General features: G+C 38.8%; 11 protein-coding genes and 4 tRNA genes. 6 read left to right on the forward strand and 9 right to left on the reverse strand.

Features of this window, described 5'->3' with window-relative positions; translation table 11 throughout:
* Positions 1 to 524 precede the first annotated feature (524 nt).
* The 5 genes from glnA to J678_RS0103945 all read left to right on the forward strand — a co-directional run bounded on the left by glnA (position 525) and on the right by J678_RS0103945 (position 5,331).
* Positions 525 to 1,940, forward strand: coding sequence for a type I glutamate--ammonia ligase (gene glnA, locus J678_RS07895; RefSeq protein WP_002052696.1), 1,416 nt, complete (start codon positions 525 to 527; stop codon positions 1,938 to 1,940).
* Positions 1,941 to 2,065: 125 nt separating this feature from the next.
* Complete coding sequence (locus tag J678_RS07900; RefSeq protein WP_004707720.1) at positions 2,066 to 2,575, forward strand: chorismate--pyruvate lyase family protein; 510 nt, start codon at positions 2,066 to 2,068, stop codon at positions 2,573 to 2,575.
* A complete protein-coding gene (gene ubiA / locus J678_RS07905; protein ID WP_004707723.1) occupies positions 2,572 to 3,450 on the forward strand; it encodes a 4-hydroxybenzoate octaprenyltransferase in 879 nt (292 codons plus the stop codon). Before J678_RS07900 ends, ubiA begins: the two co-directional genes overlap by 4 nt.
* Positions 3,451 to 3,565: 115 nt before the next feature.
* Entirely contained in the window at positions 3,566 to 5,023 is a 1,458-nt protein-coding gene (locus tag J678_RS07910) for an alpha/beta hydrolase family protein (RefSeq protein ID WP_017393163.1), read from the forward strand.
* A gap of 107 nt (positions 5,024 to 5,130) precedes the next feature.
* Positions 5,131 to 5,331, forward strand: coding sequence for a hypothetical protein (locus J678_RS0103945; RefSeq protein ID WP_025466124.1), 201 nt, complete (start codon positions 5,131 to 5,133; stop codon positions 5,329 to 5,331).
* A gap of 10 nt (positions 5,332 to 5,341) precedes the next feature.
* Here J678_RS0103945 and J678_RS07915 read toward each other — a convergent pair whose 3' ends face one another.
* The 7 genes from J678_RS07915 to J678_RS07945 all read right to left on the reverse strand — a co-directional run bounded on the left by J678_RS07915 (position 5,342) and on the right by J678_RS07945 (position 8,194).
* On the reverse strand, positions 5,342 to 5,785 hold the full coding sequence (locus tag J678_RS07915) for a DUF2726 domain-containing protein (protein WP_017393161.1): 444 nt from the start codon (positions 5,783 to 5,785) through the stop codon (positions 5,342 to 5,344).
* A 56-nt stretch (positions 5,786 to 5,841) separates the two neighbouring features.
* Positions 5,842 to 5,917: transfer RNA gene (locus tag J678_RS07920), tRNA-Asn, on the reverse strand.
* A gap of 181 nt (positions 5,918 to 6,098) precedes the next feature.
* Positions 6,099 to 6,174 (reverse strand) — tRNA-Asn (locus J678_RS07925).
* 181 nt (positions 6,175 to 6,355) lie between these two features.
* A tRNA-Asn gene (locus J678_RS07930) sits at positions 6,356 to 6,431 on the reverse strand.
* Positions 6,432 to 6,439: 8 nt separating this feature from the next.
* Positions 6,440 to 6,515 (reverse strand) — tRNA-Asn (locus J678_RS07935).
* Positions 6,516 to 6,661: 146 nt separating this feature from the next.
* Positions 6,662 to 7,288, reverse strand: a complete 627-nt coding sequence (locus tag J678_RS07940; RefSeq protein ID WP_000208083.1) for a superoxide dismutase — start codon at positions 7,286 to 7,288, stop codon at positions 6,662 to 6,664.
* 147 nt (positions 7,289 to 7,435) lie between these two features.
* Positions 7,436 to 8,194 (reverse strand): Nif3-like dinuclear metal center hexameric protein, encoded by a 759-nt coding sequence (locus J678_RS07945; protein ID WP_004886136.1) that lies wholly within the window; start codon positions 8,192 to 8,194, stop codon positions 7,436 to 7,438.
* A gap of 193 nt (positions 8,195 to 8,387) precedes the next feature.
* Here J678_RS07945 and J678_RS07950 point away from each other — a divergent pair, with 193 nt between their 5' ends.
* Positions 8,388 to 9,563 carry a S1C family serine protease gene (locus J678_RS07950; RefSeq protein ID WP_002052780.1) on the forward strand — a complete coding sequence of 392 codons (1,176 nt, stop codon included), beginning with the start codon at positions 8,388 to 8,390 and terminating at the stop codon, positions 9,561 to 9,563.
* A gap of 50 nt (positions 9,564 to 9,613) precedes the next feature.
* On the opposite strand, the gene J678_RS07955 is transcribed toward J678_RS07950, so the two are convergent.
* Both J678_RS07955 and J678_RS07960 read right to left on the reverse strand, forming a co-directional pair.
* Positions 9,614 to 10,852, reverse strand: coding sequence for a multifunctional CCA addition/repair protein (locus J678_RS07955; protein ID WP_017393160.1), 1,239 nt, complete (start codon positions 10,850 to 10,852; stop codon positions 9,614 to 9,616).
* Between the two features lie 90 nt (positions 10,853 to 10,942).
* Positions 10,943 to 13,213 (reverse strand): NADP-dependent malic enzyme, encoded by a 2,271-nt coding sequence (locus J678_RS07960; protein WP_002052468.1) that lies wholly within the window; start codon positions 13,211 to 13,213, stop codon positions 10,943 to 10,945.
* Between the last annotated feature and the right edge of the window lie 135 nt (positions 13,214 to 13,348).

Here is a 13,348-nt window from a genome sequence, read left to right on the forward strand (position 1 = left end):
AAGAATCAAAGAACTGCCGAGTACTGAAATGCTCTATAAGAATTCATCAAAATGAAAACTATTTGGTAGATTGTAAATAAACAATAAAGAACTTACTTGGATGGCTTAACCAAGGCGATTAAGTCATCTAAACAACGTAAAAATGAGTGAGAATGGATGCTTTAAGAAGCATAAATATTTTTTGTGTAATCTAATAAGAATCTCAACATTATATATAAGAAAGTATTATGATCATGAACGACTGTTAGAAATTGATGCAGCGGATTATATCAGTGCAACAATTTTGCACTAAATTAGGGCAATAATAAGCTATTTAAATATGCCATAATTTGAAAATGTGTGAATATGGTGCATTTGCACAAGCAAACAGTATAATGGGTTCAAGACAAGGGGCCTAAATCATGAATACTTATAAGTAATTCAATGTTTTAGGTAAGTCTTATAAAGTTGGTATGAGAATTGCTTAATAAATACCAGCAACTAACACGCACTTAACAAGTGCAACAAAATTTCATTGGAGCAAAATGAGCATGGCGAACAAGGTCCTTCAACTCATACAAGAAAGTGGCGCAAAATGGGTCGATTTTCGCTTTACTGATACTAAGGGTAAAGAACAGCACGTAACTTACCCAGCTGATTCTATTGATGAAGATACTTTTGAAGACGGTAAAATGTTTGATGGTTCTTCAATCGCTGGTTGGAAAGGTATTGAAGCATCTGACATGATCTTACGTCCAGATGCGGAAACTGGTTTCATCGACCCGTTCTTTGCTGAACCAACTGTAGTTGTGACTTGTGACGTTATTGAACCTTCAACTGGTCAAGGTTATGAGCGTGACCCACGTTCGATTGCTCGCCGTGCAGAAGAATACTTAAAATCTACAGGTATCGGTGATACTGCATTCTTCGGTCCAGAACCAGAATTCTTTGTATTTGACGAAGTGAAATGGGACATCGATATGTCTGGCGCTCGTCATACATTAATCGCTGAAGAAGCTGCTTGGTCTACTGGTAAAGACTATGAGTCTGGTAACTCTGGTCACCGTCCACGTGTTAAAGGCGGTTACTTCCCAGTTCCTCCAGTTGATTCTTCACAAGATATGCGTGCAGAAATGTGTGCAAAAATCGAAGATATCATGGGCCCAGGTCGTGTAGAAGTACATCACCATGAAGTTGCTTCTTGCCAGTTAGAAATTGGTGTGAGCTTCAATACTCTTGTTCGTAAAGCTGACGAAGTTCAACAGTTCAAATATGCTGTTTGGAACGTTGCACATCAATATGCAAAAACAGCTACGTTTATGCCTAAACCAATGGTAGGTGATAACGGTTCTGGTATGCACGTTCACATGTCTATCTCTAAAGATGGCAAGAACTTGTTTGCTGGTGATGAATATGCTGGTCTTTCAGAAATGGCGTTGTACTTCATCGGTGGTATCATCAAGCACGCTCGTGCATTGAATGCAATCACAAACCCATCTACAAACTCATACAAGCGTTTGGTTCCTCACTTCGAAGCACCAATTATGCTTGCTTACTCAGCGCGTAACCGTTCTGCGTCTATCCGTATTCCATACGTTTCTAGCCCTAAAGGTAAGCGTATCGAAGCTCGTTTCCCAGACCCAATGATGAACCCATACTTAGGTTTCGCTGCATTGTTAATGGCTGGTATCGACGGTATCCAAAACAAGATCCATCCGGGCGAAGCTGCTGACAAGAACTTGTATGATCTTCCTCCAGAAGAAGAAGCAAAAATCCCAACAGTTGCTCATAGCTTAGATATGGCTCTTGAAGCACTTCAAGCAGATCACGAATTCTTGTTAAAAGGCGGCGTGTTCACTAAAGAAATGCTTGATGCATATATTGAACTTAAAACTGAAGATGTACGTCGTCTTAACACGACTACTCACCCAGTTGAATTCGATATGTACTACAGCTTGTAATACGTATTTCGTAAAAAAGCCTGCTTATGCAGGCTTTTTTATTACTTGGAATGTTGATTGAATTCTCTACGTTTTTTATCAAAAAATTGGGGTAAACTAGGTGCGAGTTTTCATGTGAGCAGATTATGCGTAAACGACAACCAGTACTTAAACAGGAAGAAGTATTAAATCCTGCATTGAAAACATGGTTGTATGCGTCTGGTTCTCTGACCCAACAATTGACTGAACTTGGCGGTGGACAGTTCAGCGTAAAACCTTTTAAAGAACACTTTCAGCGTTTAACTTTTGCAGACAGTCAATGGATGAATATGCCTTATACCCACACTTCATGGGTAAGGGAAACATATTTATATGGTTGTGAAGTGGAACCTTGGGTTAAAGCAAAAAGTATTTTTCCAATTCAAAGCTTACAAAAAAAAGCCCGTATATTTCAGCATATTGGTTCTAAACCGATAGGTCGTTTTTTATTTCAAAGAACTACGCCACTGTGTGATCGCCGTATTATTCGCTTACCCGAAGGTTGGACGCGACAAAGTTGCTATACTTGGCATGGGTGTAAATTTATTGTTCAAGAAACATTCTTACCGGCTTTTGAAGCTTTTTTATATCAGCAGCACGACAAGGAATTACTATGACGACTGCAACAGGTACAACATGGCGTCAGCGTTTAGAAGCTTATTATTATCTATGCCGATTTGATAAGCCAATTGGTACAGAACTGGTGTTTTGGCCAACCATGTGGGCACTTTGGGTTGCATCAAAAGGAATACCGAATTTAGGTATTTTATTCGTCATGATTTTAGGCGTTATTTTTATGCGCGCTGCTGGATGTGCGATTAATGACTTTGCTGATCGTAAAGTAGATGGTCATGTAGAGCGTACAAAAACTCGTCCTTTGGCAACAGGTGTTATTCGTGCGAGGGAAGCAGTATATGTATTCTTAGGTCTTGTTTTAGCAAGTGCATGTCTTTTGTTCTTTTTACCTATAGAAACTTTTTATTGGTCATTTGGCGCGTTATTTTTAGCGTTTATTTATCCATTTATGAAACGCTATACCAACTTACCGCAAGTTTTTTTAGGAGCAGCATTTTCATGGTCAATTCCAATGGCCTTTACTGCTGTAGGTAAAACTCCGGATCTGACTTGCTGGCTGCTGTATTTTGGTAATTTGGCTTGGACAGTGGCTTATGACACTCAATATGCAATTACAGACCGTGAATATGATTTAAAGATTGGTGTGAAATCTACAGCTATTCTTTTTGGTCGATATGACATCCAGATTATTGCACTCCTACAAGCAGCCAGTCTTGTTTTGATAGGAACGGCGTTGTATTTAGAAAATATCTTATTTCCATGGGCAATTGTTGCTTTAATTGTTGTGGCATTCGATTTTATATATCAAACAATTAAAACCAAAGACCGCAACCCTCAGGTTTGTTTCTGGGCATTTCGTCACAATCGCTGGGTAGGATTAATCATTTTTCTAGGAATATTTTTAAATTTCATATAGTAAAAATGACCATGAGGTTGAAAAGTGTTCTATGCAGAGCACTTTTTTTATGTCTTAATATTTGTGCATAAAAATTATGCGGAATAAATAACACATAACATAAAAAGGATATTTTATGAAACGGTCAAAAATCGCTTTAACTATAACATTATCGGTTTCAGCATTATTTCTTACAGCATGTAATGACAACAATGACGATTACACTGGGATAGATTCAAATAAGACTTTTTTGTCTGAAAGTAATTACGCTATAGATAAAGTTGATAATGCTTCATCAATTAAAGTCATGACTTATAACATGACAAATGTGCAGGGAAAAACAGCCACTGCTACTGCTATGGTATTGTTCCCAAAAGCCTCGCAACCTAAAGATGGTTATCGAGTGGTTGTATGGGAGCATGGAACTGTAGGAGTAGGAGATAGTTGCGCGCCAAGTAAAAATGCAATTAATCCGCGATTTAAAATTTTAGCTGAAAACTTATTAGCAGCAGGTTATGTGATTATTGCACCAGATTATGAGGGTTTAGGTACGCCAGGTGTACATCCGTACTTAAACTTATCTAGTGAAGCAAAATCCGCATTAGCAGCAGTCAAGGCAGCAAAAGACCATTATGGAAATCAGTTGAAAGGCGATTGGATGTCAATTGGCCAATCACAAGGTGGACATGCATCATTAGGTACTGCTGAATTCGCCAATACAGATACAAGTTATAAAGGTGCTGTAGCTGGGGCGCCGGCATCAAGCTTGGGCACAATTATTCAAATTTATATTGATCCTGCAATGAATCAAGATAGTAATTTTGCAGTTAGTAAGCTAGATCAGGCAATTATAGCGCGTAGACAAATTGATGCAGCGATTGCTGCAGGGCAAATGTCTCCAAATGATCCACTGGCGCTTGCTGTACCAACAATTGATAAAACTGCAGAAGGATATGCTGAATTGTTAGCATATGCTGCTTTTGCAAGTGCTGGGATTAAAGCACAGCAACCAAATTATGATTTGAAGTCAATCTTTACATCAGGGGCAGCTGATATTGCAGAATTGGCTTATGGTCGTACAGGAGATGATGGTACATGTCTAAGTTATCCTGCACCTGATACTGCAAATGGTTTACAAGAGAAATTTAAAGCAGGAATCCTAGCTTTCTTAGCTGACCCTACGCATCAAATTTCACAGTACGGTATTGATCTAAATAAATTCAAGACCGATCAAGTAGTTCAAAGTTTTTTAACATCGACTCAACCTGCAACGAATGCTACAGCTGAAAAAGTTATTAAAGCACCTGTATTTATTATTCAAGGTGAAAAAGATCAAGCAGTATTGCCTGTAGTAACACAAGCCTTATTCGCAAATATGAAAGCGAATGCTTTGAAATTTTTCCCTCAAGCTGGGTACGATAAGGGATATAACTTAACTATTGTACCGAATGCGACTCATACACAAGCAATCGTATGTCAAAATGCAAATGCCATAGATTTTATTCAAACGAATATGTCAGCAGGTACCGGTATTGTTTTAACTGATGCACAGAAAGATGCTAGCCAAAGCCCGCACTGTACAGGTAAGTTCTAAGTTTTATTTAACTAGCATTTAGCTTAATAAAAGAGCCTTTATATAGGCTCTTTTTTGTTATATTGTTACATAGCTTAAAATTAATGATGTTCGAGTTTAAATCACTTATGAGTCAGCAATCAGTTGAAAAAAAATCTGTCCCTTGGTTATTAATGGTGTTGGGTTTACTTATTCCTTTTTTAATTATTGGAATACTTTTCTTGGCTGCAAAGAGTGATGCTAAGAATAAAAAACAATATGAGCAGCAACGTATAGAAATAGAAAAAAGAATAGCTGAAAAACAGGCTGCAAATTCAGATAAGAAATAGCATTAGCTGTTCAATGAATATCTCTTTGTAGTTGGCGTACGCTCGGTATGCTTGTATAACGTTTTACGATATATCCGGCTTCTGTCAGCATTTGATCGCGTAGACGGTCTTCTTCTGCTTTTTCAAGGTGAGTAGGGTCATCTAACTCAATAATAGCAATTACTTCCATTTTGTCATTAAGCAAAACAAAGTCGGTAACTTTACGATTGAACTGGCTACGAACCTTATAGTCATTGCTGGTGATTAATGCGCTAAACGCCACTTGCGCTAAAACATGGCAACTTGGGAAACTCTGTTTTAGACGTATAAACATTTGAGTTTCAAAATTAGTAATGACAGGACGAGCAAAGAATTTTTGTTTTGGGAATAAATAGGGACGTAAACAAACAACAAGAAAAATACAGGTGCTTAAGCAACCTAAAATAATAAAAAATAAGTGACTCGATTCGAACATGTGACAACATCATACAAATAAAAACCCACTCGTAATGAGTGGGTTTTTAAGAATCTTGGCTCTCCCACCTGGGCTCGAACCAGGGACCTGCGGATTAACAGTCCGTCGCTCTACCGACTGAGCTATGGGAGAATCTGGAAAAGGATTTTAGGCAGGAAAGGGGGCTGGGTCAAGCCTTAATAGCAGAATTAGTGAGAATATCTAATCGTTTGGCTTAAAAATACACGAAACATTGATTTTATTCAAAATAATAGAAAGTTATTAGATGATTAGAAAAGAAAAAACCCGCAATAAATGCGGGCTTTTAGAATCTTGGCTCTCCCACCTGGGCTCGAACCAGGGACCTGCGGATTAACAGTCCGTCGCTCTACCGACTGAGCTATGGGAGAATCTGGAAAAGGATTTTAGGCAGGAAAGGGGGCTGGGTCAAGCCTTAATAGCAGAATTAGTGAGAATATCTAATCGTTTGGCTTAAAAATACACGAAACATTGATTTTATTCAAAATAATAGAAAGTTATTAGATGATTAGAAAAGAAAAAACCCGCAATAAATGCGGGCTTTTAGAATCTTGGCTCTCCCACCTGGGCTCGAACCAGGGACCTGCGGATTAACAGTCCGTCGCTCTACCGACTGAGCTATGGGAGATTAGTAGATGGCTCTCCAACCTGGGCTCGAACCAGGGACCTGCGGATTAACAGTCCGTCGCTCTACCGACTGAGCTATTGGAGAATCTGATGCGCATTTTATGGATGAAATCTAAAAGCGTCAATAAGAATATTAAAGAAAATGAATCGTTTGCTTGATTAATATGCTTTTGTTGCCTTAAAAATAAAAAAACCACCCTAAAGAGGGTGGTTTTTTATAAAGAAATAAAATTATTTCTCTACACCAGCTGGCTGACCTGCAAGTTTTGCATTTGCATAGTCCCAGTTCACAAGGCTTTCTAAGAAAGTTGCGATGTATTTAGGACGTAAGTTACGGAAATCGATGTAGTAAGCATGTTCCCATACGTCAATTGTTAATACAGCAATTTGACCATGTGCAAGTGGAGTGTCTGCATTTGAAGTTTTAGTAATAGAAAGTTTACCGTTTACTTCATCAGCAACTAACCAAGCCCAACCTGAACCGAATTGAGTTGTTGCAGCAGCAGTAAATTCTTCTGCAAATTTTTCGTAGCTACCAAAAGCTTCGTCGATTTTAGCAGCGATTGCGCCAGTAGGTTTACCACCACCATTTGGCTTCATGCTGTTCCAGTAGAAAGTGTGGTTCCAAACTTGAGCAGCATTGTTGAAAATACCAGCTTTAGATGCGTCACCAGCAGTTGCTTTGATGATTTCTTCTAAAGTTTTACCTTCAAGGTCAGTGCCTTTGATTAAGTTGTTTAAGTTAACAACATAGGTGTTATGGTGTTTGTCGTGATGGTATTCTAAAGTTTCTTTACTGATATGTGGCGCTAAATCATCATAGCCATATGGAAGTGCAGGTAAAGTAATGGTTGTCATGTTCCTATTCCTTGCATTTGCTGGGTTATACAATATTAAGTGGCTCTATTGTAAATGATTCTGTTAACAATAGGGCATCGTTTTAAAGAACTATACACAATAAAGATCTAATTAATACGCATAACACAGATTGAAAAAAAGACTTAATTAAATCGGATTATTCAATTCAAAATATTCAGATTCAACTGTGAACTGTTTTGAAATGGCTTGTGCCAAACGCTGAACTCCATAACGTTCGGTTGCATGGTGACCACAGGCAAAATAATGAACACCTAATTCTTTTGCTTCGTAAAAAGTTCGTTCACTGACTTCCCCTGAAATATAGGCATCACAATTTTGCAAAGCAGCTTTAGCAATAAAATCTTGAGCGCCGCCTGTACAGAAACCTACTTTTTGAATCGTTTTCTTCTCGGCTGGTAAGTGAATCACTTTAAAATCAAAACTGTTTTGTAGTTTTGCTTTAAAGTCATCTACAGAAAGTGCTTGTTCTAAATAACCAATATTACCAATTGGGTGTTTCTCGGTTAAATCGAGTGGTTCTAAGCTTTGCAAGTTTAGCTTTTCTGCAATGGCGATATTATTGCCTAAAGATGGGTGTGCATCTAAAGGTAGATGATAAGCGACTAATGAAATATTATTTTGAATGAGTTTTTTAATGCGGTTGCCTCGCATACCAGTAATAGGATACGGTTCGCCTTTCCAAAAATAACCGTGGTGTACAAGTAATAGATCGGCATTTTGAGCAATAGCTGCATCAATTGCATCTTCAGAAGCAGTCACTGCACAAACAATACGTTTTACTTCAGTTGAACCTTCAATTTGCAGGCCATTTGGTGCGTAATCTTTAAACTCTGCTGCTTTTAAGGTTTGGTCGCACCACTGAATAATTTCATGCAAATTTGCCATGATATTTCCTGAATTGAGTAGTAAAAGTTGCTAAAGCTATAGAAACATATTTTGTTGTGTAACTAAAGCTAGACAAATCTTTTTTGACTTTTTTATGTATATCGACATATTTAATTTAAAATGCTTAACTGAAAACTCTTTTTGTTCAATATATTAATTTAATTAAAAACTTCTTTGCGTAGAGGATATGAACGTGCGCCGCACCTTTACATGGTTACCTTGGGTGTTACTTATTATTGTAATTGCCAGTTTTATTGCATGGCAAAAATACCATCAGCCGAAACCAACTGTTGCAGTTGATGGGGTGCAAATGCCTGCTGAGAAAGTTGAGCCTCTGGTGAATACTTCTCGAACGGGTGGGGTGGTATCTTATAGTGCTGCGGTAAAAGTTGCAGCGCCGGCAGTTGTTAATATTTTTACGACCCAGAAAGTTAAACAAAATCATCCTTTATTAAGTGATCCGGTTTTCCGTGAATTTTTTGGAAATCAGGTTCCCGAACAACAACAGCAAAATGAAAATAGCTTAGGTTCAGGGGTTATTGTTCGTGCTGATGGTTATATTCTTACCAACAACCATGTGATTGCCCAAGCTGACCAGATCGTAGTTGCTTTACATGACGGACGTCGTGCAGAAGCTACAATTGTGGGGACTGACCCAGATACAGATTTGGCAGTTATTAAAATCGATTTAGATAAACTGCCAGTATTGCCATTTAAATTGAGTGGTAATGAAGTGGGTGACGTTGTTTTAGCAATTGGTAACCCGTTTGGTGTAGGACAAACGGTAACTCAAGGTATTGTTTCAGCGACAGGTCGATCAGATTTAGGTATTAATACCTATGAAGACTTTATTCAAACTGATGCAGCAATTAACCCTGGAAATTCAGGGGGAGCCTTAATTGACGTTGCTGGTAACTTGATTGGCGTCAATACTGCTATTTTTTCACAATCGGGTGGTTCTTTAGGTATTGGTTTCGCTATTCCCGCGAAGGTTTGTCAACAAGTACTTAACTCAATTTTAAAAGATGGCCGTGTGGTTCGTGGTTGGTTAGGTATTAGTTTACTACCACCTACACAAGACGATGTATTGGCACCAAAACCACCAGTTGGTGTAATCGTTGCTGATGTATTAAAAAATGGTCCAGCGGCTTCTGCTGGTATTAAAGTGGGCGATAAAATTGTTCAGGTGAATAATGAACCGATTACTTCGGCTTCTCATTTGATTAACTACGTTGCTTTACAGGCGCCAAATAGTGAAATTAATGTATTGGTTGAACGAGATGGTAAACAACAAAACTTTGTTGTGACTGTGGGCGAGCGAAAAGCGCAAAATACTCAATCTCAGTATATCCCGCTTCCTAAACGTTAAAACCTCAATAAAAAAAAGCCTCAAGATGAGGCTTTTTTTATGACTACTGATTAAGAGTGGCTAAGGCTTTGATGTTGATTTTTAAACTCAGCTAAAGCCTCAATTCGATATTGAATGAGCATTTCACCAATTTCTGCACCCTTAATGTTCTCTGGTAAATCCTGAACTTTAATAGAGCGAACAATCTGCATCGCTTCACGCATATATTGAGCTTGAGGATACGGACGATCTTCTAGCCCTAATCTGCCTTTTGCATCACATTCACAGGCTTGGACAAAAGCTTCTACTCTTTCTGGACGACGTAAAACATCTAAGCGTTGTAATAGACGCCATAAAGTACCTGGCTTTAATGACATAATCTGGTGGCATTTTAAATGCTCTTTACACACTGATAATGCCAACTGCTTGGTTTGCGTTGGGACTCTTAAACGTTCACATAATTGAGTAACTGGTTTAATTCCACGTTCTTCATGCATGATATGACGAGGAAGCTCATCGGCTGGAGTAAGAGCCTTACCTAAATCATGCACTAAAACAGCAAAACGTACATCGAGTGAGTAATTCGATTTACAAGCTTGTTGTAATGACATAAGGGTATGAACGCCACAATCTACTTCAGGATGATATTCAGGACGTTGAGGTACACCAAATAAAGCATCAATTTCAGGGAAAAGATGTTTTAATGCGCCACAATCACGCAAAGTTTGAAAATAAATATCTGCATGAGTTTCCATTAAAGCGCGAGAGGTCTCTTTCCAAACACGCTCTGGTGTTAATGCATCCAGTTCACCTGACTCTGCCATGGTTTGCATAAGTTGCAAAGTCTCTGGCGCAATTTGAAAACCATATGGAAAATATCGTGCAGCAAAACGAGCGACACGCAAAACCCGTAGGGGATCCTCAGTAAATGCTTCTGAAACATGACGTAGAATTTTATTTTCTAAGTCGCTTTGACCGCCATATGGATCATATATTTTGCCATCTTGATCCATGGCAATTGCATTAATTGTTAAGTCACGGCGAATTAAGTCGTCTTCTAAACTTACGGTTGTATCAGTAAAGAATTGAAACCCATGATATCCCTGACCAGACTTTCGTTCGGTTCGTGCAAGTGCGTATTCTTCTTTGGTTTGAGGATGAAGAAACACAGGGAAATCTTTGCCTACAGGCTGGAAACCTTGGGCGAGCATGTGTTCCGGCGTTGCACCGACAACAACATAGTCTTTTTCTTGATAGGGATGCCCAAGTAAAAAATCTCGGACGGCACCGCCTACTAAATACACTTGCATGAAAAAACCTCTATTCTTCAAGCAATCATGCTACAGAATAGAGGTTTTCTCAAGTGATTAGAGAGCTTTTCGTAAAAAGCAGTTTCTAAATTACTTTTCTTGTTGTTGAATTTCAGCAACAGTTAAAGCAGTCATATTGATAAGGCGGCGAGTCGTCGCTGTAGGTGTCAAAATATGAACTGGTTTAGCAGCACCTAGCAAAATTGGACCAATTGTAACGTTGTTACCAGAAGTTGCTTTTAACAAGTTAAATGAAATGTTTGCTGCATCTAGGTTCGGCATAATAAGCAAGTTTGCTGAACCTTTGAAACGTGAACCTGGGAAAGCATATTGACGGATACTTTCATCTAATGCTGCATCACCATGCATTTCACCTTCAACTTCAAGCTCTGGAGCTTGCTCAGATAAAATACGATAAACTTCACGCATTTTTTGAGCGCTTGAATCAGTCTGGTCGCTACCGAAGCTTGAATGAGAAAGTAAAGCTACGCGTGGTGTAATACCAAAGCGACGTACTTCTTCAGCTGCTAAAATTGTCATTTCAGCAAGTTGTTCAGCAGTCGGGTTAGTATTTACATACGTATCAGCAATAAACAAATTACGGTCTTCAAGCATTAATGCATTGAGCGTGAAGAAGTTGTTCATGCCTTCTTTAAGACCAATAACGTTACGCACAAAGTCAAGGTGAATGTTATAGCTACTGTACGTACCACATAACATACCATCTGCTTTGCCGAATTTAACCAGAAGAGATGCAATTAAAGTTGAACGACGGCGAGCTTCACGTTGAGCATATTCAACAGTAATGCCTTTACGTTGCATTGTTTGGTAGTAGTCTTTCCAAAACTCTTCGTACATCGGGTTTTGTTCTTGATCTACAATCTCAATATTTACACCGTGTTGTAAACGTAGACCTAATTTTTTGATGTTTGCTTCAATGACTGCAGTACGACCAACTAAAATTGGTTTAGCTAAATCTTCATCAACTGCAATTTGAACAGCACGTAATACGCGCTCATCTTCGCCTTCAGCATATGCAATACGTTTAGGATCTGTTTTTGCTTGAGCAAAGATTGGTTTCATCAAGAATGCTGAGTTATAAACAAACTCAGAAAGTTTTTGACGATATGCAGAGAAATCTTCGATAGGGCGAGTTGCAACACCTGAATCCATTGCTGCTTTAGCAACAGCAGGTGCGATTTCTAAAATTAAGCGTTGATCAAGTGGGCGTGGAATTAAGTAGTCACGACCAAATGAAGCAGATTTTTCACCATAAGTAGCTGCGTCAGCTTCTACGTGAGCCATACGTGCAATTGCGTGTACACATGCAATTTTCATATCTTCGTTAATGGTTGTCGCACCTACGTCAAGTGCACCACGGAAGATATAAGGGAAACATAACGCATTGTTTACTTGGTTCGGGTAGTCCGAACGACCAGTTGCCATAATGACATCAGGACGTACTTCATGTGCATGTTCAGGCAGAATTTCTGGATCTGGGTTTGCTAATGCAAAAATAATTGGATTTTCAGCCATTTGTTTCACCATATCTTTGGTGAGAATACCTGCAGCTGAAAGACCTAAGAACATATCTGCGCCAGCCATTACTTCATGTAATTGAGTCGCTTTAATGTCTTGTACATAACGCTTTTTAGATTCATCTAAGCCTTCACGTGAAGTCGTAAGTAGACCACGAGAATCGGCAACAATGATATTTTCTTTATTTACGCCTAACGCGCAAAGTAAATCTAAACAAGAAAGGGCAGCAGCACCTGCACCTGAAGCAACGATTTTGATTTCTTCAATTTTCTTGTTAACGATTTGTAGAGCATTTAATAATGCTGAACCTACAATAATACTTGTACCGTGTTGGTCATCATGGAACACGGGAATTTTCATGCGTTCACGAAGTTTCTTCTCAATATAGAAACATTCTGGTGCTTTGATATCTTCAAGGTTAATGCCGCCAAAAGTTGGTTCTAATGAAGCAACAATATCAACGATTTTATCTGGATCGTTTTCAGCAATTTCAATATCAAATACATCAACACCAGCGAACTTTTTAAACAGAACGCCTTTACCTTCCATTACCGGTTTAGAAGCTAATGGACCGATGTTACCTAAACCAAGAACCGCAGTACCGTTACTGACAACAGCAACTAAGTTACCACGCGCTGTGTATTTTGCAGCAGCTGAAGGATCACGTTCAATCTCTAAACATGGAGCAGCAACCCCTGGTGAATAAGCTAGAGCCAAATCTCGTTGGTTGACGAGTTGCTTACTAGGCGTGACGCTGATTTTCCCTGGATTTGGATATTCGTGGTAATTTAAAGCGGCCTGTTTTAAAGATTGATCGTCCATCTGAGTCTCTATTTGATACAAAAAAGCAAACTAGTCAAATCACTCATTTAGGGGGAGGCAACTCATTTCGTTTACTTTGCTTTAATTTTTACCAATTAAGAGAATAGTAGACGAATTGCCAATAGCCCCGTAGTG

The sequence above is a fragment of the Acinetobacter sp. 1424608 genome (genome assembly GCF_000588255.1).
GTDB lineage: Bacteria > Pseudomonadota > Gammaproteobacteria > Pseudomonadales > Moraxellaceae > Acinetobacter > Acinetobacter nosocomialis.